We start from the raw sequence: 22,262 nt of genomic DNA on the forward strand, positions 1-22,262 counted from the left end.
CGTGGCCGCCCGCTCCGAGCCGGTCACGTCGATTGACCGTTGTCGTCAATCCATGCCGGCACCCGCACGCCCACCTGCGATGATGCGCGACGTGAGCCTGACCGTCGACATCGCCGGAGTCCCACCGGAGCGCATGCTGTTCGCGGCGTCCCCGCTGGCGGAACTGACCGCCATGCTGCACGTCCTCGCGGAGCCCGCGCATCATCCGGAGCACCATGCCTGGGTGGCGGACACCCGGGCGGCGCTGGAGCCGGAGTTGGCCGAGCGCCTGCTCGAGGCCGAGTACCTGTGGCGCGCGTCGCGGGCCGACTTCCTGCTGCCGGCCCGACCGGGGGCGACGCTGGAGGCGGAGCTGGACGCGGTCGACCGCCTCGACGACGCCACCTATGTATCCGCGGCGCTGGTCGCAACCTGCGGCAGCGACCGGCTGCTGTTCGCCCTGCCGTCACCGCTGACCGACCGGGTGACGCGCGAGCGCGCCCTCGATCTCGCCCACGCGCGCGGACCGCGCCAGGTGTCCTTCGCGGAGCGGCTGCTCGCGGATCCGCCGCTGGTCCGGGCCCGGGTGCGGCGGACGCTGGAGGACTGCGGGCCGGCCTTCTTCAGCGCGAACTGGGCCCGGATCAAGCCGCGGCTCGCGGCGGATCTGCGCCTGAAGGCCGACCTCCTGGCCCGGCGCGGCGTCGCCGAGACGCTGGCATCCGTCTCCCGGGCCATCGAACTGGACGAGGCCAAGCAGCGGATCGTCATCGACAAGCTCCAGGACAACGCGACCACCGCGGCGGGCGACGGGGTGACGTTCATCCCCACCGTGTTCGGCCGGCCGCACCTGGTCGTGGTGCACGCACACGGGTGGCGCCCGGTGCTGCAGTATCCGGTCGCTGTGGTGGGTGGCGACCCGGAACCGGCTCCCCTGAAGTCGATCCGGCTCCGTCTGGAGGCACTGTCCCATCCGGTACGGCTCCGCCTGGTCCGTACGCTCGCCCTCGGCGCGCACACCACGGGCGAACTGGCCTCGGCATGGGACCTCACCGCCCCGGAGGTCTCCCGCCACCTGGCCGTACTGCGCACGGCCGGCCTCCTGACCACACAACGGCGCGGCCGATACGTCCTGTACGACCTCGACACCGCGACGATCGCGTCCCTGGGCCCCGACCTGATGACGGCCGTGCTGCGCTGACCCGCCGACAGCCGTGCGGCGCGCGGCCCGGTCGTACGCCTCGGTACGCCCGTACGGCGCGGTACGCCCGCCGTTCACTTCTCCTCCCCCGGGCCGTCAACCTGTGGGCCTAGCGTCCTGTCCAACACATCAGCCTCGGATGAAGTGAATCTGCGGTCGTGTGGCGCTGCCCCGGCGCCGTCGCGCTCATCCCCCGAGAAGTGAGGTCGCCATGTCCGCTGATCACTCGTTCGTCGTCGATCCCGACGACACCCCCTCGAACCCGTCCGGCAACCGGACGCTGGGCGAGGTGCTGGCCTCGCGCCGATCGGTCCTGCGTGGCGGCTCGGCCGTCGCCGCCGCCGGATTCCTGGCCGGTGGCGGGGTGTTCGGCGCCGGTGCCGCGTCGGCCGCGCCGTCGGACGAACGCGGACACGACGACGACCGCCCGGGTCGGCCGAGTCGGCTGCTCGGCTTCGCGGCGGTGCCCGCCTCGAGTGCGGACACGCTGGTGGTACCGCCGGGCTATACGGCCGAGGTCCTCATACCGTGGGGCACGCCGCTGCGCTCGCGCGGCCCCGCCTGGCGCAAGGACGGCTCGAACTCCGCGGCCGACCAGGCGCAGCAGATCGGGATGAACCATGACGGGATGCACTTCTTCCCCATGGGCCGAGGCCGCGAGTGCAGCCGGCACGGGGTGCTCGTGCTCAACCACGAGTACGTCGACCAGGCTCTGCTGTTCGCCGACGGCGCCGCGGTCATGACCAAGGAGAAGGTCGACAAGGCGCTGGCCGGCCACGGGGTGAGCGTGGTCGAGGTCGCCGAGGAGCGCGGGCGCTGGAAGCTGGTGGACTCGCGGCTGAACCGTCGCGTCACGGGTTCGACTCCGGTGCGCTTCTCGGGCCCGGTGGGTGACGGGCATCCGGCGCTGGCCGCGCGCGGTCCGGCGCAGGGCACGTTGAACAACTGCAGCAACGGCGCCACGCCCTGGGGTACGTACCTGGCCTGCGAGGAGAACTGGAACGGCTACTTCGGGACCGCGGACCAGTCCTGGCAGGCGAGCCCGGAGCAGGCCCGCTACGGGGTGGACAAGGCGGGGGCCGGCTATCGCTGGCACGAGGCCGACCCGCGATTCGACATCGCGGCGAACCCGAAGGAGGCGAATCGGTTCGGCTGGGTCGTCGAGATCGACCCCCTCGACGGGCGCGCCACGCCGGTCAAGCGGACCGCGCTGGGGCGGTTCAAGCACGAGGGCGCGACGGTGACCGAGTCGCGGGGCCGAGTCGTCGTCTACAGCGGTGACGACCAGGACAAGGAATACGTCTACAAGTTCGTCGGCAACGCGTCGTGGCGGTCGCTGCGGGCCCGCGGCAAGGACCCGCTGGATCACGGCACCCTGTACGTCGGCAAGTTCGAGGCGGACGGTTCCGGCAGGTGGCTGCCGCTGGTCTTCGGCGAGGGCGCGCTGACCGCGGCCAACGGGTGGGCGGATCAGGCCGACGTGCTGCTGCGGACCCGTCAGGCGGCGGACGCGGTCGGCGCGACGCCCCTGGACCGGCCGGAGTGGGTTGCGGTGCATCCGCGCAGCAAGGACGTCTTCCTGACGCTGACCAACGGCAGCGGTGGCGGTCCGGTCGGCCCGCGCACGCCCAATCCGTACGGACAGATCGTGCGGTGGCGCGAGGAGCGCGGCGACAGCACCGCGTTGCGGTTCCGCTGGGACATCTTCCTGCTCGCGGGCGACCCGAAGTACGACCCCAAGGTCACGCTGTCCGAGTCGCAGGTCTTCGGTTCGCCGGACGGGCTCGCGGTGGACGACGACGGCCGACTGTGGATCCAGACGGACGTCTCCAACTCCAGCCAGAACCGCGCCGACAAGGGCTACGACCGGATCGGGAACAACCAGATGCTGGCCGCCGACCCGACCACCGGCGAAGTGCGGCGCTTCCTGACCGGCCCGCGAGGCAGCGAGCTCACCGGCATCACCTTCGCCCCGGACCAGCGCACCATGTTCGTCAACGTCCAACACCCGGGCGAGGCCACCACGTCCTGGGGCACCCCGACCCCGGAGAACCCGCGCGCCGTCAGCAACTGGCCCGACTTCGACCCGACGGGCCGCCCCCGCTCGGCCACGGTCGTCATCCGCAAGCGCGACGGCGGCATCATCGGCACCTGACCCGACCGCCCGCCCACCGGCAAGGGGCGGGGCCACCTCCGGCCCCGCCCCGCCACCCGAAAAACCGCTGCACCACACACGAACCCACATGGAACCCTGTGGTCCGTGACCGACAAGACGCCCTATGACAACGCAATCGGACGGTCATGGCCATCGATGTCCTCGAACGGGTCGCGCTCGCCTTCGGAATGCCCAACACCGCACGGAATGCGTCGGGGCTCGCATCGCTACCGCAAAACGAGCCGCGCTCGCTCCGCCGGCACCTCCAAGCGGGTGAGATCGATCGGGCCGTCATCAGAGCAACCGCGACGCGGCCTGCGGCCTCCGCTCGATCTTCGTTTGTCCACTCGGCACGCGATGATCAACGGTGGTCGTACGTGTCTTCACATCGCCCCTGACCAGCGAGATCGCGGCCTATGGCTGCAGTACTTAGGATAGGTGCGGTGGTCGATCTCGACGCCTTCGGTTGGAGGAGGTTCGTGATGACGCACGATGCCAAGCTGAGGCTGCATCTGAAGCGGGTCCTCCGCGCACGGCGCCCGGTCGTATTCCGAGCCTTGACCGAACCGCAGGAACTGGCCAAGTGGTGGGGCCCTGACGGATTCGCCACCCCTGGTGTGGAAAGTGACCTTCGGCCACGAGGTGGTTATCGGATCGCGATGCAGCCTCCGGAAGGCGATCTGTTCTACCTGGTGGGGGAATTCCTTGAGGTCGACCCTCCGGTACGCCTGTCCTACACCTTCCGGTGGGAGGATCCCGATCCCGAGGATCGGGAGACGGTGGTGACGCTGTCGCTTCGCGATATCGACGGTACATGGGCCGAATTGACTGTCAGCCAGGGCGACTTCGCCACCGAGCGGCGCCAAGCTCTCCACGAGGAAGGCTGGACTCAGAGTCTCAACAAGCTGGAGCAGTTGATGTCGTCGGCTGCGTCGGCCTGAGATCTTTTCGCGCCGAGGCGCGCACGGCCGCCGTATCCGCCGCACGTGAGAAGGCGGCCCTGTACGCGGAGGCCGCGGATGTCCGACTCGGCCCCGTCGTCCACATCAAGGATGTGGACTCCGAGCAGTTGCAGAGCTCCTACCGCGGGCACGGACGAGCCCGTGGGGCCGGAGGCGAGGGCGACCTCGCCCCCGGCAAGATCAGTGTCGCGGCGGGCGTGGTGATCGGCTTCTCGATCATCGGCGGCTGACACCACACACATGGCCTGGAGCCCGGCCACGAGCGCGGGCGGGCGCCAGGCCCTCCTTTCGTTCGCAGAGCCGATCTGCACAGGATCGGCGACATGGTGCGAGCCGATTGTTGGGATGGTCGGAGAAGTCCGTGGTCGATCGAGGTGCAATCGACGGGTTGCACCTCGTGGATTGACGTGCCACTCTGGGGTTGCACATTCGATGACGGCGACGAAGGAGTTCCCTCATGAGCGAGGACCGGATCGAACGCGAAACCCTGATCGAGGCGCCCCTGGAGCGGGTCTGGTCGCTGGTGGCCCAGCCCGGATTCTGGGTGGCGGACAAGGCGAGTCTGGCCGGCACCCTGGCCAAGGCAGGCGAGTCGATGGTGGCGAGGAACCCCGAGCACGGCGACTTCCCCGTGCGGGTGGAGAAGGTCGAGCCGCCGACGTACCTGGCGTACCGCTGGGCCAGTGCGTTCCCCGGAGAGGAGCTGCGCGAGGACAACAGCACCCTGGTGGAGTTCACGTTGACCGCGGAAGGCGACAAGACGCGACTCCGCGTCGTCGAGAGCGGGTTCGCCGCGCTGGCCGGGTCCCAGGAGCTGCGCAGCCAGGCCGTGCAGAACAACAGCGGCGGCTGGCCCCAGGAGCTCGACGCGCTCAAGGCGCGCGCCGAACAGCCATCCGCATGACGGACGAACGCGGCGGCAGCGGGGCGGTGGACGATGTCCTGGTCGCGCTGGCCGACCCGACGCGGCGTCTGCTGCTCGATCTGCTCGCCGCGCGGGGCGAGGCCACCGCGACGACGCTCGCCGAAGGACTTCCCGTCTCGCGGCAGGCCGTGGTCAAGCATCTCGCCGTCCTGGACGCCGCCGGACTGGTCTCCGGTGGCCGGGTCGGACGCGAGGTGCGGTACACGGTGCGGCCCGCCGCGCTGAACGCGACGGCGCGGTGGATGGCCTCGCTCGCGGCCGACTGGGACCGACGGCTGGCGAACATCAAGCACACCGCCGAGGCGGCGGAACGGGATTCGCGCCGGTAGTGCGGTGACCGGTCCAGCCGTGCAGCCCGCCGGCCGCAGGCGACCGCCCGGCCGGCGGGGCAGCGGGCTCACACGTAGTGGAACGTGGGATGCGGGTGCATGAGGAAGTCGTGGTGGGAGATGTTCCAGGCGTACGCGCCCGCCAGGGCGAAGGCGACGCGGTCACCGGCGCGCAGGCGGGTGATCGGTTTGTGGCGGGCGAGTACGTCCTTGGGGGTGCACAGTTGGCCGGCCAAGGTGACGTGCGTGTCGTGTACCGCCGGACGGGGCCACGGGTGGGGCCACGGGTTCGTGCCGGCGACGACGGTGAACGGCTGGTCGTGGCCCTTGGCCGCCGGCGTGCGCAGGTGGTGCGTGCCGCCGCGCAGGATCGCGAACGCCTCGCCGTGGCTGTGCTTCACGTCGAGGACCTCCGTCGCGTACCAGCCGCAGTACGCCGTCAGCGCCCGGCCCGGTTCGACCCGCAGGGTCAGTCGCGGCCGGCCGGCCAGGATCCGGTCCAGGCCCGCGCCGAGGCGCCGCCAGTCGAAGCGGTCGGCCGGGTTCGCGTAGTCGACCGCCATGCCGCCGCCCACGTTGACCTCGTGCAGCTCCACCCCGTGGCGATCCGCGAGCGCCAGCGACCACGCGACGACGCGGCCGGCGACGTCGACCTGCGTGTCCGCGTCCAGGCCGCTGGCCAGGTGCGCGTGGATGCCGCGCAGGCGCAACCGGCCCGCGTCCGGGCCGCGGAACAGGCCCAGGCACGCCTCGACCCCGTCCGGGTCCAGGCCGAACGGCGACGGGTCGCCGCCCATCGCCAGCGCCGCCCCGCGCAGCACCTCCGGGCCCAGCGGCAGGTTGACCCGCAGCAGCACGTCGACGTCGCGGTCGGGCGCGTGGCGTGCCGCGAGCGCGGCCAGCAGGCGCAGTTCGTGCCCGCTCTCCACGTGGAAGCGCTCGACGCCCAGGTCCAGGGCGGTGACCAGTTCGGCCGCGGTCTTGCCGGGGCCGCCGAACGCGAGGGGGGTGTCGGGCAGGTGCGCGCGGACGTGGGCGAGTTCGCCGCCGGAGGACACCTCGCAGCCGTCGACGCCGCCGGCGAGCGCGGCCAGGATCTCGGGCGCCGGGTTGGCCTTGGCCGCGTAGTACAGCTCGACCCGCTCCGGCAGCGCGGCCCGAACCCCCGCCACGTGCGCGCGCAGACCGGCCAGGTCGTGGATGTACGCGGGCAGTTCACCGGCGTCGAGGCGCTCGACCCGGGCCCGTACCGACGGTGTGATCACGGCGCGCTCCGCAGGGGTGTGCGAATGGCCTCGTCCAGGACCGATCGGCCCAGCGGCGAGGGGATCCGGATGTACTCGGCCTCCCGGTCGGCACGGCGGTCCCAGCGCGCGAGCAGGTTCGCCTTGGCCGGCAGCGGCGCCCCCGCGAGGAGCGCGCGCAGGCGCGGCGGATGGCCGTGCTCGTGCGAGCAGTGCTCGATGACCGCCCGCACCCGGGCCCACAACCGGGCCTCCAGATGCGGGTGCAGGTCGGTGAGCGCGGCCAGGACCTCCGCGATGTTGTTGACCACAAGGCAGTAGGTCACCCGGTCCCAGCCGCGCCGCGCGCTGTACGTCATCGGTTCGGCGACCGACGGCGGGAGGGCGGCGAGGGTGGCGGCATGCTGCTCGGGGAGCAGTTTGCTGCCCTCCATGTCGCGCAACAGGACCTGGGTGGGACGCCCGGCGCGGTCCACCGCGACGAGGACGTTCTGTAGGTGCGGTTCCAACACGACTCCGTGTTCGAGGAAGGCGGCGAGTACGGGCGGCACGAGCAGGCGCAGGTAGCACTCCCACCAGCGCAGCGCCTCGCGCGGCCCGCCGCCGTCGAGCAGCCGGGAGATGTGCGCGGAGCCGGTGGGGTACTCGTCGGCCACCGCGGCGGCGAGCAGCGGGGTGGCGCCCGCGCGCAGGTGCGCGTCGAGGCCGTCCCTGACGATCACGCCGAACCCTTCGAGCAGTTCGGGCGCCAGGGCCGGGGACAGACTGCGGTACGCGGGCTCGCCCAGCACCGCGTGGCCGGGGAAGCGGCGGCCCAGCCGGGCCAGGATCGGCGCCAGCGCGCCGGTGAGCGCGACCGCCCCGGACAGCTCGTACGCGGCGTTCTTGCGCACGCAGTTGGTGATCCGCACGTTCAGGCTGAACTTGAGGAACACCCCTTCGCCGGACAGCGTGCGCACCGACGCGGTGGGGGTGAAGCGCGCGCCGCCCTCGCCGAGGTCGAGCACGTCGCCGCGCGCGAGCGCGGCCCGCAGGGCCGGGTGGCCGGCGAGGAGTTCGTATTGCCACGGGTGGGCGGGCAGCAGCGTGTAGCCGGCCGGGACCGGGCGGAGCCGGTCGAGCACGGCGGTGGCGTCCGGCGAGAGGCGTTCCTGGGCGATCAGTTCGCTCCGGACCGCGAGGTGGCGCAGCCGGAAGGTGGCGCGGGCCTCGGGCGCGTAGGCGGCCCACGTCGCGCGGTCGGCGCTCCGGGCCTTGGGGGTGGGATGGAAGCGGTGCCCGAACACCAGCGCCTGTTCCGATTCGAGGTAGCGCGATGCCGGCGCGGGGGCGTGTCGATCCAGCCCGGCGGCGACGCCGTCGTGGCTGGAGGCGAGTTGATCGAGGAACTCGTCGTTGTGGACGCCGCTGCGCAGGCCCAGTTCGTCGTGCACGCGCAGGCCCAGATCCCGCCAGGTCAGGTCGCGCCAGCCGCTCCCGCTCCGTTCGGCGACCGGACCGATGAAGCGGTGGTCACCCAGCAGCGACGTGCGCCGGATCCGCACCCGTAAGTCCGTTCCGGAACGGGCCAGGCGCAGCCGCAGGTGTCCGCCGCCGTCGGGTTCGACCAGGGTGCCGCGTTCCGGCCCGGAGACCTCCCGCTGGAGGCAGTTGAGCAGGGTGTGCGCGACGGCGTCGTCGGCGGAGGGAAGCGCCGGGGGCGCCGGGGGCGCCGGGCCGGGGGACGCGGTGGTGGTCCGGGGTTGGGCCGACGGCATGGGCGACTCCAGCGGTTCGAGGGCGACGCGAGGTGCGGTGCGGTGCGGACGGAGGAACGAGCGGGGGAACTAGCGGAGGAACGGGCGGAGGAGTGTACGGAGAACGGGCGGCGGGGGACGAGTGGGCGAACGAGCGGAGCACGAGCGGGGAAACGAGTGGGGCGCGGCGGTCACCGAGGCGCGGCGGCCGCGCGGCGCAGGTAGTTGGGCCCGGTCGTGTAGTGCTTGTTGATGTCCACCGCGCCCGAGCGCTGTTTGGTGAACAGCGTGCCGGCGGTGACCATCGCCTTGACCGGCAGGCGCTCCGCGTCCAGGACCCGGCGGCGCAGGTCCGGGTCCGCGAGCGTGGCCACGCGGTCGTGGATCAGGCGGAGCAGACGGTCGCGCTCGGGCGGGGCCAGCGCGAACGCGAGGGCGCCCGCGCACAGGTGCACGGTGATCGTGACGAACAGGTCGGCGAGCGGCCCGTCGTGCGTGGTGAAGGTGCGCGGGTCGTCGAACCCGTCGTGCGGGAGCGGGCATCGGGCGGTGTTGACGCGCGGCCCGTCGTTGTCCTTAAACAACAACCGCGGCGGGCGGCCCTCGGCCAGGATCAGGGAGAGGTTCTGCTGGTGCGATTCGAGCGCGATCCCGTACCGGAACAGGGTCGTCTGCCAGTCGAGCAGCAGCGTGAGGTACGCGTCGAGCAGCGCGAACCGGTCGCCGCCGTGGAAGCGGTCCGCCACCCGGTCCAGGACGAGGGTGCCGTCCGGTCCGCGGGCGAGCAGGGCGGCGAGCGGCAGCACGAGCGCGTCGTCCATGTCGGGCGGGTAGCGGCGCACCAGCACCGCGAGCAGCTCGTGGCCCGCGTGCAGGTAGGTCTGTTCGTCGGCGAGCAGTACGCGGCCCGCAAAGCGCGGTTCCCGCTTCAGTACGGCCGCCAGGAGCCGTTCGCCGGCCGCGCCGTCGACGAGGGTGCCGGGCTTGATGGTGCGGCGGTTGCGCAGCCCGAGGGTGGCGGTGGGGAGCGGGAGTTTGAGGTGCACGGTGGGGTCCGCGGTCGAGGCGACGGTGCGCATCGACAGCGTCGGGGCCACGTCCAGGTACGGCCGATCGGTATGGATCACGCCGTCCGGCAGCCGCCCGATCGCCAACGGGTGTACGGGCAGGGCGAGGTGACTCGTGTTCAGTCGCGGCAGCCCGAGCTCGGCGGGGGTGGGCCACCACTCGGGCAGCGCCCCCGCGACGGTGAGCGTGTCCTTGGCCGGCAGCACCCAGCGCAGTCGGAAGACGGGGTGGAGTTCGGGCGCGTGTCGGCGCAGCGCCCGCTCGTCGAGGCCGGGCCGGGCGCGTGCGGTCGGGTAGATCGGGTGGTCGACGTACGCGGCGAGGGTGTCCAGGGCGGGGCCGGCGCCCAGGCCGGTCCACGTGCTCGGGTCCGGGCCGTGGCGGTCCGCGAGCCGGGCCCGGACGGCCGGCCCCACCGTCTCGTACAGTCGGCCGGCCACCCGCGCCTGTCGGCACTCCGCGGCGAAGTCGTCGAAGCCGGGCCGGTCCCGGGGGTCGGCCAGGTCCCGGAGCGCCGCGAGCACGGTGTCGGTATCGGTCAGTCGCGCGCCGCCGGTCTCGGCTTCGAGCAGTGGCAGCCGGGCGGCGTACTCGCACTGGAACCCGTCGGTCCGGACCGGGAGCAGCCACGCCGTGCCGTCGACAACCGTCAGTCGCAGCCATGTTCCGTCGGGCCGGCATACGGGTGTCGCCGTGGAGCGCAGGCCGAGGATGTCCTCGCGCAACACGGTGTCCAGGACCCGCGACAGGAGTTCGTCGACCGCGCCGGGCGCCGCGGGGGACGCCGCGCCGGATGCCGTCGGGGATATGGACGCGTCGGCGTCGGCGCGGTCCCTCACGGCGTGATGCTCCAGCGCCGGGTGGCCAGGAAGTCCTCGGCCGCGCGGTCCACCGCGCGCCGATCGGTGCCCGTGGTGCGCAGGACACCGAGGTAGTCGCGGTTGGAGTGGTGGTGCTCGTGCCGTTCGCCCTTCGCGCGCAACGGGCGGTAGGTGAGCCGGACATCGCCGTCGGGGGCCGAGTCCGTGTCGCCGGGGGCGTCGGTGAGGGTGCCCGCGCGGTCGGCGCAGGGGTAGTCGACGCGGGCGTGCCGGTCGGTGCGGGCACCCAGGTCGGCGGGGAGTCGCTCGCCCAGATGGGTGCGCAGTATGAGCGCGAAGAGCGGGATGTCGAGGACGTCGGCGAGCAGCAGGTCGCATTGGTCGCCGACCGCACGGTAGTTGACCTCGATGATCCGGGGCCGACCGGCCTGGACGACGAACTCCGTGTGGCAGGCGCCCATTCCGACGCCGAGCGTGTCGAGTTGGACGAGCACGCGGTCGGTGATCGCGCGCGGCGGGTCGGGGACCAGGTCGAGCCGGGTCTCGACGAAGTGCGGCGGTGGGGACAGGTGGGTGTGGAAGCCGCCCAGGACCCGGATGCCGCGGCTGTCGCCGAGAGTCTCCAGGGTGTACAGCTCGCCGGATAGGAACTCCTCGACCAGCAGCGCGGCCGCGGGCCGTCGGGCCTGTATCTCGGCGCAGCGCACGAGCAGTTCCGCGTCGTGGGCGACCAGTACGACGTCTTCGCCGGCGACCCCTTCGCGCGGCTTGACCACGCACGGATAGGGCGGTTCGAGGGCGAGCAGGTCCGAGGCCGGGCGACCGGGGGCCAGTTCGACCGACCACACGGTGTCCGCGCCGGCGGCGGCGAGGTGGTGCCGCATCTGCGCCTTGTTCTTCGCGCGCGTCGCGGCCTTCCAGTCCTTGCCGGGCAGGTCGAAGTACGCTGCCGCCAGGGCCGCTTGGACCTGGAGGTGGTCGCTGTTGGTGAACACGGCGGCCGGTGGGTGGTGGCCGGAGATCCGGCCGACGACCTCGCGGAAGTCGCGGACGTCGCAGGCCAGGACCTCGACGGCCGGAAACGCGGCGCACACCTTTCGGTGTGCCTGCTCGTGGGCGGCGTCGGCGAGCAGCGTGACGTCCATCCCCAGGTCCAGGGCGGCCGGCAGGAATCCCTCGGTCACCGAGTCGGTGGGGTTGAGCGCGAGCAGATACAGCCGCATGCGTGATCGGTCCCTCTCGGACACGACATCCCGGACGCGGAACAACTTAGGGTAGGCATACCTGGCAGCCAAATCCTTGCCGGCCAGGGTCGTTCAGTGACACGCCACACCATCGGTGAGACCTTTGGAAGTATTCGGTTAGGGTAGCCTAACCTTGACATCGTCTCGTGTCCGATCGTGTCCGAGAGGGCGAGTTCCAATCTCCACCGAACGTGAACGCCGTGCGCAGGTCTACCGGCCCTTCCACCTGACCGTGGTGCGCAACGCACCGATCACCCGCAACGCCACCCGGATCACGCTGACCGGCCCCGACCTGGCGAACTTCGTCGCCGGGGCACCCGATCAGCGGGTCAAGCTCTTCGTTCCGCGCGAGGGTCGGCCGGCGCCGCGGCTCGCCCTGGAGGGCCAGACCTGGCGCGAGGCGTGGGAGCGGATCCCGGAGGCCGACCGGCCCCACCAGCGCACGTTCACAGTGCGCGCCCACCGGTCGGAACCGGTGGAGATCGACATCGACTTCGCCCTGCACTCCCCCGGCGGACCTGCCTCGCGGTGGGCTCGTTCGGCCCGCGTCGGCGATCCGATCGATCTGCTCGGGCCGACCGCCGAGCGCAACGGTGGTTACAGCTTCGAGCCACCCTCCGGCAGGCACCTCCTGCTGGTCGGCGACCAGGCGGCGCTGCCGGCGATCGGCTCCATCGTCGAGTCGCTGCCGGCGGACGCGCGTGGGGACGTTTTCGTGGAGGTGACCACGGCGGCCGACCGGCAGGACCTGGTCACGCCGCCCGGCGTGCGCGTCCGGTGGCTGTACCCGGACGACGACGGGCACACCAAGTGCCGACTGCTCTCGGCCGTGCAGGGCACAGATCTGCCGGCCGACCGGGGCTACGCCTGGATCGCCGGCGAGGCCGGCCGCGTCCGCGCGCTGCGACGCCACCTCGTCCACGAGCGCGGCATGGACCGCCGCTCCATCGCGTTCATGGGCTACTGGCGCGTCGGGCACACCGAGGACACCGCACACGCCCGCGTCCCGGAGCGGCAACTCGCGCAGTAGCGGTCGGCGGTCGGCCGGACCGGTTCACCGGGCCCGGCCGGCCACCTCGTGGTGGCGGCTGATGTTCCGCTCCAGCAACTCGGTGGCCTCCCGGACGCCGATCGCGTCCGCCGCGTCGGTCCGGGGCAAGCGGCCGTCCGCCCGCAGGAGTTCGGTGAGCGCCGTGTCGATGGCGGCGTGCGCGGCGAAAAGGCACGGGGTGCTGTAGATCGCGACGTCGACGCCGAGGCGCGCCAGGTCGGTCAGCGCCAGGCTCGGTGACTTGCCGCCCGCGATCTGGTTGAACAGCAGCGGCTTGTCGCCGACCGCGTCCCGGATCCGGCGGATCCACTCGACGCTGCGCACACCGTCCACCAGGACGACGTCCGCGTCGGTCTTGGCGAGCGCCCGTGCGCGGCGCAGGATGTCGTCCGGCTCGGTGGCGTCCGTACGGGCGACCACGACCAGGTCGGCGCGGCTGTCCAGGACCAGGTTCAGCTTGGCCAGGTATTCCTCCAGCGGCAGCACCCGCTTGCCGTCGGCGTGCCCGCAGCGGCGCGGGCGCAACTGGTCCTCCAGGATCACCCCGGACGCCCCGGCCCGTTCCAGGCGCTGCACCACGTGGCAGGCGACCTCCGGGTCGCCGTAGCCGTCGTCGATGTCCACCAGCAGGTGGTGGCGCGGGAAGGCGAGCCGCAGGCGCTCGGCGAAGGCGACCATGTCCGGCCAGGCGATGAAGCCGATGTCGGGCAACCCGTAGTGCGACGCGGCGAAGCCGAACCCGGACACGAAGAAGCCGTCGAAGTGGCGGGCCGCGATCGACGCGGAGTACATGTCGTAGATGCCGACGAGCGGCGTGGTGTGCGGGCGGGAGATCTCCGCCCGCAGGGCGTTGCCGTAGTGCACGAGCTCTCCGGAGAACAGGCGTGGGGCCGTGCCCCCGAGGCGGACGGAACACCGATGGTCACTCTGTGCTGTCCATCGAATACGGACGCAGTATGCAGATCTCGATCAACTGGTGTCAATCTCGGCCAACTTCCCGTTCGCCCGTCGCGCCCGAACCGAGCCCGACTCCGAGTGCGAGTCCGAACCCGAACCTGAGCCCGACTTCGGGCCCGAGCCCGAGCCCGACTTCGACTCCGAACGTCACGTATTGAAAACGACTTCCATTATCGATAACGTCCTGCGAGTCGACGCACCCGCCACGAGCGAATGCTCGCGGCGTCGCGTGCCCGAAACCCGTGATCGCGTTTCGAGGGGGAAATCCGGTGGGCCACCTGTTGGTTGTCGAGAGTTGGGTCGGATCGATGAGCGCGCTGCTGCCGCGTGCCATCGGCGAGGGAGGCCACGAGTTCACGTTCCTCACCCGGGACCTGCACCTGGCGCCACCAGCAACAACGCATACCTCGGCCACGTCATGACCATCGACGCCGAGGGCACGGGCGCCCGTGCCCACGCCGAACGCCTGCTGTCCCGCCTGCGTCCGCGCTACGACCTGCCGACGGCGGCAACCGCGTGAGCCCCGCCCGCCCCGCCGACGCCCACCCCGCGAACGCCCACCCCTGCGACACCCCCACCGCCGGCGTCGGATCACTCGACGAACTGCTCGCCCGGGTCCGAGCCGGCGCCTACGGAACCGACCCCGCGCGCGAACGCGTGCCCACGGCATTTCGCACCGTCCAGGCCGTCCACCACGCACGCCGCGCCGGCGGATACCGCAACGAGGTGCTCAGCCTGCGCCTGGCCGAGGCGGTCGGCTCCTGCGCCGTCGAACCCGGCACCCTACCCGCTGCCGCGATCGACGACTGCGTCGGCGCCACGATCGCCGAACTCCTGGACCACCCCGTGCCCGCCGTGCGCCTGGCCGCGCTGGACGCCTACCTCATGCGGCACCGACCACACACCCCGGCCAACGGCGCCCGACCCTACCCACTGCCCGCGGGCAGCTCGCTGCACAAGTCCCGGGCCCGGGCCCGCGCGGTGGTGGACCTGCTGCCGGTGGACCGGCTGCGCACGGTCCTGGTCGTGGGCGTCGTCAACTCCCTCCTGGAGCGGCTGCGCGAACACGGCGTCGGCTACGTGCCCTGCGACCTCAAGGGCGGCCGTACCGAATGGGGCGAACCCGTGCACACCGATGCCCAGGCCGCCCTGGCGAGTTGCGACGCGATCCTGGCCTCGGGGATGACGCTGGGAAACGCGACCTTCGAGCCGCTGCGCGCGCACGCCGCCGCGACCGGCAAGCCGCTGGTGCTGTTCGCCCAGACCGGAAGCGCCGTCCTGCCGCGCTTCATCGGGTCCGGAGTCACCGCCGTGTGCGCGGAGCCCTACCCGTTCTTCTGGCTCGACGGCGGCCCCGGGATCGTCCACCGCTACGGGAGCATCCGATGACCACGACGTCCACCCTGGACCCCACCGCGTCCGGAACCGCCAACGCCGACCTGCTGCCGCTGCTCGGCGGCACCCCCCTCGCCCGGATCCGCACCGCCCTGCCGCACCCGCACCCCGGCTTCTGGGCCAAGCTCGAATGCCTCGGCGCGGGCGGAATGAAGGCCCGCGCGGCCGTGTCGATGCTGCGCGGCGCCCGCCTGCGCGGCGAACTCCGCCCGGGCGCACCGGTGATCGAGTCGACCTCGGGCACCCTGGGGATCGGCCTGGCCTTCGCCGGCCAGGCGCTCGGCCACCCCGTACTGCTGATCGGCGACCGCGAACTGGAGCCGGCCATGCGGCAGTTGCTCCGCGCCCACGGCGCGGACCTGTACCTGGTGGAGCGCCCCGCCGTCGAGGGCGGCTGGCAGGCCGCGCGGCTCGCCCGGCTGCGCGAGGTGTTGGCGCGGACCCCGGACGCCTATTGGCCCGACCAGTACAACAACCCCGACAACGCCGCCGGCTACGCGTCGACGGCCACCGAACTCACCGGCCAGCTCGACCACTTGGACGTCCTGGTGTGCAGCGTCGGCACCGGCGGGCACAGCGCCGGGCTGATCGGGCCGCTGCGCCGGCGGTGGCCGGCCCTGCGGGTGATCGGGGTCGACTCCGTCGGCTCGACGATCTTCGGCCAGCCGGCCCGCACCCGGCTCATGCGCGGCCTGGGCAGCAGCATCCACCCGCGCAACGTCGCCCACGGCGAGTTCGACGAGGTGCACTGGGTCGGCCCGGCCGCCGCCGTGGACGCCTGCCGCCGACTGGCCCGCGGCAGCTTCGTCAGCGGCGGCTGGAGCACCGGGGCGGTCGCCCTGGTCTCGGCGTGGGCGGCCCGGGTGGAGCCGGGCGCGATCGTGGCGACCGTCTTCCCGGACGGGCCGCATCGCTACCTCGGCACCGTCTACGACGACGACTTCTGCCGGCTCCACGGTCTGGACACTTGCGACCTGCCTGCCCGCCCGATGGAGATCCCGCATCCGCGCGCGGTCGAAGTCACCGGATGGGCACGCTGCCGCGCCGTCGGCGGACCGCTCACACCGCGCCGAGCCCGCGTGCCGGCCCCGCACTCCGGGGACTCGGCATGAGACTCACCTGGCACACCACGACGCTCGAACTCGCCGAGCCACTGCGAATATCCCGCTCGGTCACCACCACCCGCGACGCGGTACGGGTCACCGTCGAGCACGCCGGGATCCGCGGGTACGGCGAGGCCGTCGCACGCACCTACCTCGACCTGCCGACCCCGCGCATCATCCGGGCGCCGGCCGCCGCCCGGCCCTGGATCGAGCGCCACCCCGACCCCGAAACCGCGTCGACCGCCACCGCCGAGGACTCGACCGCACCGGCGCACCTCCCACCCGGGGTGTTCGCCGCGATCGAGGCCGCCCTCCTGGACCTGGTCGGCAAGCGCGCCGGCGAGCCCGTACACCGCCTGCTCGGCACCGCGCACACACCGGCCGCCGCCACCGCCCGCACGATCGGAATCGTCGACGCCGCACACGCCGCGACCTCGGCGGCCCACCTCTGTGCGAGCGGATTCACCGTCGTCAAGATCAAGGCCGGCTCGCCCGACCCGGCCCTGGACCTGGACCTGGCCCGGGTCGCGGCCGTACACGCAGCCGCCCCGCACGCCACGCTGCTCCTGGACCCCAACGGCGCCTGGACCGAGCGGCAGGCGCTCGACCTGCTCCCGAGCTTCGCCGCGCTCGGCGTCGAGGCCGTGGAGCAGCCCGTCGCCCCGGGCCGACCGAACGTGCTCGCCCGGATCGCCGAACGCTCGCCGATCCCGGTGATCGCCGACGAGGACGCGGTGTCGTACCACGACGCGCTCCGCCTGGCCGGGCACGTGCACGGCGTCAACATCAAGCTCGCCAAATGCGGCGGGGTTCGCGCCGCGCTGCGCATCGTCGAGGCCCTGCGCGGCAGCGGCACCGACATCATGCTCGGCTGCCTGACCGCCGACTCGCTGGGCATCGCGCCGGCGGTGCACCTGGTGGACCGGGCCCGCTGGGTCGACCTCGACGGCCACCTGCTCCTGGCCCACGACCCGTGGACCGGGATCGGCGGCACGGACGGCGTCGTCCGCGCCTCCGCCCACTCCGGCCTGGGAGTTCGGCCCACGAACACCGGGGCCGCGCAGTGAGGACCCTGCGCACCGCGGCCGGCTTCCCGTTCGCGGTGCGCCTGCTCCTGATCAACCAACTCGGCGTCAACACCGGCTTCTATCTGCTCATCCCCCACCTCGCCACGCACCTCGCGGACGACCTCGGCATGTCAGCCGCCCTGGTCGGCGTGGTCCTGGGCGTCCGCAACCTCAGCCAACAGGGGCTGTTCGTGCTCGGCGGCTCGGCCGCCGACCGGCTCGGCGCGCGCGGCGTGATCATCGCCGGCTGCGCGCTGCGCACCGTGGGATTCGGCCTGTTCGCGCTCGGCGACGGACTCGCCCTGCTGATCGCGGCCTCCGTGCTCAGCGGGCTGGCCGGGGCCCTGTTCAACCCCGCCGTGCGCACGTACATCGCCCGGGAGTCGGGCGAGCGCAAGGCCGAGGCTTTCGCCCTGTTCAACGTCTTCGCCACCACCGGCGCCCTGCTGGGCCCGCTGCTCGGGAGCGTGCTGCTGCTCGTCGACTTCAGGGCCGCGGCGCTGACCGCGGCGGCGATCTTCGCACTGCTCACCGTCGCCCAGGCACTGGTCCTGCCCGCCCGGGCGGTCCCCGCCCGCACCACCACCGTACTCGGCGACTGGCGCGAGGTCCTGGCCAACCGCGCCTTCGTCGCCTTCTCGATCGCACTCGCCGGCCTCTACGGGCTGGAGACCCAGCTGTACCTCCTGCTGCCGGACGGCGCGCGACACGCCACCGGCTCGCGGGCCACCGTCGGTCTGCTCTTCCTGGTGGGCACCGCCGCCAACGTGCTCCTGCAACTGCGCATCACCCGGCTGCTCAAGGACCGCGGCAGCCGCGGCCGTTGGATCGCCGGCGGGACCGCGGTCATGGGCCTCGCCTTCGTCCCGCCGATGCTCGTGGCCGGCGGCGGCGCACCGCACGGGACGGCGGACGCCGCGCTGCGGCTGCTGCCGGTACTCGTCGGGGCCTTGCTGCTGAACCTTGGGGTGATGATCGCCCAGCCGTTCGTGTTGGAACTGATCCCCGCCTTCGGCCGCGCGGACCTGACCGGCACCCACTTCGGACTCTTCTACCTGGTCTCCGGAGTCGCCGCCGCCGCCGGCAACGCCGGGATCGGGTGGGCGATGGACACCGCCGAACGCACCGGCCTCGCCTGGCTGCCCTGGGCCGGCTGCCTGGCCCTGGGCCTGATCTCGGCCGCCGCCGTCGGCCGACTGCAACGCGCGCGTGCCCTGCCCGATCCCTCGACCACGAAGGTCGACTCCCCCACCGGGGCCAACTCGCGATGAGCGCGCGGCGCACGCGTGGACCGCCCGCACGTGATCGCCCGCCGCCCACCGGCTGCCGCCCGCCGAGCCAGGCCCCGGCGGTCCGCACCACACCGACGCACGACCCACCGACCCACGCCCCACGGATCCGCGCCCCACCGACACCCGCCACCACCAGCATCGCAACGGAGACACCGGCCCATGAGCGACACCCCCGACTGGGCCCGCTTCGACAAGGTCTGGCTCGCGTGAGCCCCGACCGCGCGTGGGTGGGCCGCCGCCTCGTCCTGGGCCTGGGCCAGACCGCGGCCCTGGTCGTGCTGATCTTCGCGCTCACCGAGGCGCTGCCCGGCGACGCGGCGGTGGCCCTGGCCGGCGAGCAACCCGATCCGGAACGGATCGCCCGGATCCGCGAGGCCATGGACCTGGACCGGCCCGCCGTCGAACGCTTCCTGGCCTGGACCGCCGGGATGACGCGCGGCGACCTGGGCGCGTCCCTGGTCACCGGACGGCCCGTCACCGCGTACCTCTTCGACGGGTTGGGCCCCACCCTGCTGCTCACCGGCGTCACCGTGGCGCTCCTGGTGCCGCTGTCCGTCGGCCTGGGCGTGTTGGCCGCGCGCCGCGAGGGCGGCCCGCTGGACCGGACCCTCAGCGCCGCGACCCTGGCCGTGCACGCGCTCCCGGAGTTCGCCCTGGGCGTGCTGCTGACGACTGTGTTCGCGCTGCGGCTCGGCTGGTTGCCGCCGACCGCGGTCGGTACCGACGGCGACCTGACGGCGCATCCCGCCACGCTGGTGCTGCCGGTCGTGGTGCTGCCGGCCCGGCCGGTGTGCACGATCAGCCGGCTGGTGCGCGCGGGCATGATCGAGGCCATGGCGTCGCCGTACGTCGCGCACGCCCGCCGCTGCGGGATCCCCGGTGCCCGGGTCCGTTGGACGCACGCCCTCCCCAACGCGGTCGCGGCCGCGGGTCAGCAACTCGCGCGCACCTGCGACTGGTTGCTGAGCGGGGTGATCGTGGTGGAGGCGCTGTTCGTGATCCCGGGGCTGGGCACGGTGCTGATCGACGCGGTCGCCGCGCGGGACGTGCCCGTGATCCAGGGCATGGCGGTCGTGTTCGGTGTCGTCACGGTCGCGGTCAACCTCGCGGCCGACGTGCTGACTCGCCGGCTCGCGCCGCGCTCGGCGGTCGCGGCGTGACGGGCAGCGCGCGCCCGCTCGGTCGGGCGAACACCCGGCGCGGCCTGGTCGGTCGGTACGCGCTCGCCGTGTTGCTGATCGCCGTGCCGCTGCTGCTCGCGCTGCTGGGACCGTTCGTCGCGGGCCCCGCCGAACCGCGCGCGGTCTCCTTCACCGCCGGCGACGGACACCCACTGGGCACCGACTTCGCCGGGCGCGACGTGTGGCGTGAGGTCCTGTTCGGCGGCCGTTCGGTGGTTCTGGTGGCGCTCGCCGCGACCGTCCTGACCTACGCGGTCGCGCTCCCGCTCGGTCTCGGCGCCGCGCTCACCCGCCGGGCCTGGGTCGAGGAGGCCCTGATGCGACCGCTCGACGTGCTGCTCGCGGTGCCCTCACTGCTGCTCGTGCTGCTCGTCGCCGCCCTGCTCGCCCCGGGACCGGGCGGGCTCACCGTGGTGGTCGCCGTGGCGGCCGTCCCGGACGCGACCCGCGTCGTGCACGCGACGGCCGTCGAGATCGCCGCCCGACCGGCCGTCGAGGCGCTGCGGATGCAGGGCGAGTCGTGGTGGCGGACGGCCGTCGGCTACGTGGCCCGGTCGATGCGCCGCGTGCTCGCGGCCGACGCCGGCATCCGACTGACCGGTGCGCTGTACCTGGTCGCCACGGCCGCGTTCCTCGGCGTGGGCGTGCAGCCGGACGTGTCCGACTGGGCGGTGATGGTCGACCGCAACCGCCCCGGCCTGTTTCTACAGCCCTGGGCCGTCGTGGTGCCGGCCGCGCTGATCGTCGCGCTGTCGATGGGGACCAACCTGCTGTTCGACGCGGCCCTGCAACGGTCCGGCCACGCCGAGGAGACCAGGGACGGGAGCCCGGGCGAGAGCCGGGGCGAGAGCCGGGGCGAGGCGCCGGACGAGTGCCGGAACTTGTGCCGGGAGGACACCCAGGAGGAAACCCGGGAGGAAACCCGGGAAGTGAAGGAGGGAATCCGATGAGACCCATCGTGGAGGTACAGGCGCTGCGGGTGGAGATCGGCGGGCGGGCGATCGTGGCCGGGGTGAGCCTGAACGCGTACGCGGGAAAGGTGACCGCGATCGTCGGCGCCTCGGGCAGCGGCAAGACCACCATCGGGCTCGCCCTCCTCGGCGAGTATCCCCACGGCGCACGCGTGGGCGGCGACGTGCGGATCGGCGACGGGCCGCCGCGCGTGGGGGCGGTGGGCTATGTGCCCCAGCACCCCGCCGCCGTGCTCAACCCGGCCCGCCCCGTCGAGGCCCTGCTGCGCGACATCGCCCGGCGCGGTGCCGGCGGCGATCGGGTCGCGATCCGCCGCCGCGTGCACGAGGCCCTGCGGCTCGCCCGGATCCCCGACCCGGAGCACCTGCTGCGGCGCTTTCCGCACCAGCTCTCCGGCGGACAGCAGCAGCGCGTGGTGCTGGCCCAGGCCCTCCTGCTGGGCGCCCGTGTGCTCGTCGCCGACGAGCCGACCACCGGCCAGGACGCGCTGACCAAGGAGGGCATCGTGGCCCAATTGTCGGCCGCCGCACGGGAGGGCATCGCCGTGGTCCTGCTCAGCCACGACCTGGACGTGGTGCGGCGACTGGCCGACGAGGTCGTGGTGCTGCGGCACGGCCGAGTGGCCGAATCCGGGCCCGCCGAGCGGGTGTTGACCGGGCCCGAGTACAGCGCGCGGCCGGCGCCGACGCATCGGCCGGTCCCGCCCGCGCCGCGCCGGGTGCCCGAGACCTCGGTCGCGCGCCTGGAGGTACGGGACCTGGTCGCCCGGCACCGTACCGGCGGCGGCCCGGTCACGGTCGTACGGGGCGCGAACGTCTCCGTGGCGGGCGGCGAGTGCCTCGCGCTGGTCGGTCGCTCCGGTGGCGGAAAGACCACGCTGGGCCGCTGCGTGGCCGGGCTGCACAGCGCCTACGACGGGCACGTCCTGCTCGACGGGATACCCCTCGCGCGCAGCCTGCGCGGTCGTCGGCGGGACGAACTGGCCGCCGTACAGTACGTGTTCCAGGACGCCCGAGCGGCCTTCGACGAGCATCGGCCGGTGCTCGACCAGGTCGCCCGAACCGCCGTGCGCCTGCGCGACGCGGGCCCGAAGGAGGCTCGCGAGACAGCCGTTCGGACGCTGGCCTGCCTGGGCCTGAGCGCCGCGTCGGCGGGCCGGCGCCCGAGCGCGCTCTCGGGCGGCGAGTTGCAGCGGGCCGCGCTCGCCCGGGCCCTGCTCGCGCGGCCGAGGGTCCTGGTGTGCGACGAGGTCACCTCGGGCCTGGACGCCACGACCCGGCACGATCTCCTCGACCTGCTCGCCGACCTCCGCGAACACGGCGGCCTGGCCCTTGTGTTCATCACCCACGACCTGTCGGCCGCCGCCCGGATCGCCGACCGGATCGCGGTGGTGGACGCCGGCCTGCTGATCGAACAGGGCCCGACCCGGCAACTCCTCACCGCCCCCCGACACGAGTTCACCAGGTCCCTCGTACACGCGGGGCGAGGCCGGCGGAATACCGGCGCCCGACACTCCGACTCGGCGGGCCTCGGCCGGTGACGATATTCCCGCGACCGCCGACGCCGATTCGGCTAGCTTC

At 73.1% G+C, this 22,262-nt stretch carries 19 protein-coding genes and 1 pseudogene; 15 read left to right on the forward strand and 5 right to left on the reverse strand.

Annotated features, from left to right (window positions below):
• Window positions 1-91 precede the first annotated feature (91 nt).
• The 6 genes from OG928_RS37250 to OG928_RS37275 all read left to right on the forward strand — a co-directional run bounded on the left by OG928_RS37250 (window position 92) and on the right by OG928_RS37275 (window position 5,551).
• Window positions 92-1,180 (forward strand): DUF5937 family protein, encoded by a 1,089-nt coding sequence (locus tag OG928_RS37250; RefSeq protein WP_331766420.1) that lies wholly within the window; start codon window positions 92-94, stop codon window positions 1,178-1,180.
• Between the two features lie 211 nt (window positions 1,181-1,391).
• On the forward strand, window positions 1,392-3,335 hold the full coding sequence (locus OG928_RS37255) for a PhoX family phosphatase (RefSeq protein ID WP_331766421.1): 1,944 nt from the start codon (window positions 1,392-1,394) through the stop codon (window positions 3,333-3,335).
• A 443-nt stretch (window positions 3,336-3,778) separates the two neighbouring features.
• Window positions 3,779-4,276 (forward strand): SRPBCC domain-containing protein, encoded by a 498-nt coding sequence (locus OG928_RS37260; protein WP_331766422.1) that lies wholly within the window; start codon window positions 3,779-3,781, stop codon window positions 4,274-4,276.
• Window positions 4,273-4,527 (forward strand): SIMPL domain-containing protein, encoded by a 255-nt coding sequence (locus tag OG928_RS37265; protein ID WP_331768248.1) that lies wholly within the window; start codon window positions 4,273-4,275, stop codon window positions 4,525-4,527. Before OG928_RS37260 ends, OG928_RS37265 begins: the two co-directional genes overlap by 4 nt.
• Before the next feature lie 227 nt (window positions 4,528-4,754).
• Window positions 4,755-5,201 (forward strand): SRPBCC domain-containing protein, encoded by a 447-nt coding sequence (locus tag OG928_RS37270; protein ID WP_331766423.1) that lies wholly within the window; start codon window positions 4,755-4,757, stop codon window positions 5,199-5,201.
• Window positions 5,198-5,551: a metalloregulator ArsR/SmtB family transcription factor gene (locus OG928_RS37275; RefSeq protein ID WP_331766424.1), complete on the forward strand. Its 354-nt coding sequence runs from the start codon at window positions 5,198-5,200 to the stop codon at window positions 5,549-5,551. Before OG928_RS37270 ends, OG928_RS37275 begins: the two co-directional genes overlap by 4 nt.
• Window positions 5,552-5,619: 68 nt before the next feature.
• Here the strand turns inward: OG928_RS37275 and OG928_RS37280 are convergent, their stop codons facing one another.
• From OG928_RS37280 to OG928_RS37295, 4 genes are all read right to left on the reverse strand, one after another.
• The gene (locus OG928_RS37280) at window positions 5,620-6,816 is read right to left on the reverse strand and encodes a type III PLP-dependent enzyme (RefSeq protein ID WP_331766425.1); all 1,197 of its coding nucleotides are present in this window, start codon (window positions 6,814-6,816) and stop codon (window positions 5,620-5,622) included.
• Window positions 6,813-8,552 (reverse strand): IucA/IucC family protein, encoded by a 1,740-nt coding sequence (locus tag OG928_RS37285; RefSeq protein ID WP_331766426.1) that lies wholly within the window; start codon window positions 8,550-8,552, stop codon window positions 6,813-6,815. Before OG928_RS37285 ends, OG928_RS37280 begins: the two co-directional genes overlap by 4 nt.
• Before the next feature lie 170 nt (window positions 8,553-8,722).
• Window positions 8,723-10,438, reverse strand: a complete 1,716-nt coding sequence (locus OG928_RS37290; RefSeq protein ID WP_406291557.1) for an IucA/IucC family protein — start codon at window positions 10,436-10,438, stop codon at window positions 8,723-8,725.
• Window positions 10,435-11,643, reverse strand: coding sequence for an ATP-grasp domain-containing protein (locus tag OG928_RS37295; RefSeq protein ID WP_331766427.1), 1,209 nt, complete (start codon window positions 11,641-11,643; stop codon window positions 10,435-10,437). Before OG928_RS37295 ends, OG928_RS37290 begins: the two co-directional genes overlap by 4 nt.
• A gap of 256 nt (window positions 11,644-11,899) precedes the next feature.
• On the opposite strand from OG928_RS37295, the gene OG928_RS37300 reads away from it, so the two are divergent.
• Entirely contained in the window at window positions 11,900-12,694 is a 795-nt protein-coding gene (locus tag OG928_RS37300; protein ID WP_331766428.1) for a siderophore-interacting protein, read from the forward strand.
• Between the two features lie 24 nt (window positions 12,695-12,718).
• Here OG928_RS37300 and OG928_RS37305 read toward each other — a convergent pair whose 3' ends face one another.
• Window positions 12,719-13,579 carry an isocitrate lyase/PEP mutase family protein gene (locus tag OG928_RS37305; RefSeq protein WP_331766429.1) on the reverse strand — a complete coding sequence of 287 codons (861 nt, stop codon included), beginning with the start codon at window positions 13,577-13,579 and terminating at the stop codon, window positions 12,719-12,721.
• A 362-nt stretch (window positions 13,580-13,941) separates the two neighbouring features.
• Between OG928_RS37305 and OG928_RS37310 the strand changes: the two are divergent.
• From OG928_RS37310 to OG928_RS37345, 8 genes and pseudogenes are all read left to right on the forward strand, one after another.
• A pseudogene (locus OG928_RS37310) lies at window positions 13,942-14,076 on the forward strand (carboxylate--amine ligase); the annotation flags it as partial.
• A gap of 112 nt (window positions 14,077-14,188) precedes the next feature.
• Window positions 14,189-15,061 (forward strand): Rossmann-like domain-containing protein, encoded by an 873-nt coding sequence (locus OG928_RS37315; RefSeq protein ID WP_406291558.1) that lies wholly within the window; start codon window positions 14,189-14,191, stop codon window positions 15,059-15,061.
• Entirely contained in the window at window positions 15,058-16,179 is a 1,122-nt protein-coding gene (locus OG928_RS37320) for a pyridoxal-phosphate dependent enzyme (protein WP_331766430.1), read from the forward strand. The genes OG928_RS37315 and OG928_RS37320 overlap by 4 nt, the downstream gene beginning before the upstream one ends.
• Window positions 16,176-17,237 carry an enolase C-terminal domain-like protein gene (locus tag OG928_RS37325; protein WP_331766431.1) on the forward strand — a complete coding sequence of 354 codons (1,062 nt, stop codon included), beginning with the start codon at window positions 16,176-16,178 and terminating at the stop codon, window positions 17,235-17,237. The genes OG928_RS37320 and OG928_RS37325 overlap by 4 nt, the downstream gene beginning before the upstream one ends.
• A complete protein-coding gene (locus OG928_RS37330) occupies window positions 17,234-18,508 on the forward strand; it encodes an MFS transporter (protein ID WP_331766432.1) in 1,275 nt (424 codons plus the stop codon). Before OG928_RS37325 ends, OG928_RS37330 begins: the two co-directional genes overlap by 4 nt.
• A gap of 227 nt (window positions 18,509-18,735) precedes the next feature.
• The gene (locus tag OG928_RS37335; protein ID WP_331766433.1) at window positions 18,736-19,689 is read left to right on the forward strand and encodes an ABC transporter permease; all 954 of its coding nucleotides are present in this window, start codon (window positions 18,736-18,738) and stop codon (window positions 19,687-19,689) included.
• A gap of 44 nt (window positions 19,690-19,733) precedes the next feature.
• Window positions 19,734-20,660, forward strand: a complete 927-nt coding sequence (locus OG928_RS37340; RefSeq protein WP_331768251.1) for an ABC transporter permease subunit — start codon at window positions 19,734-19,736, stop codon at window positions 20,658-20,660.
• Window positions 20,657-22,222, forward strand: coding sequence for an ATP-binding cassette domain-containing protein (locus OG928_RS37345; protein WP_331766434.1), 1,566 nt, complete (start codon window positions 20,657-20,659; stop codon window positions 22,220-22,222). Before OG928_RS37340 ends, OG928_RS37345 begins: the two co-directional genes overlap by 4 nt.
• Window positions 22,223-22,262: the final 40 nt, after the last annotated feature.

The sequence above is a fragment of the Embleya sp. NBC_00896 genome (assembly GCF_045207785.1).
Lineage (GTDB): Bacteria > Actinomycetota > Actinomycetes > Streptomycetales > Streptomycetaceae > Embleya.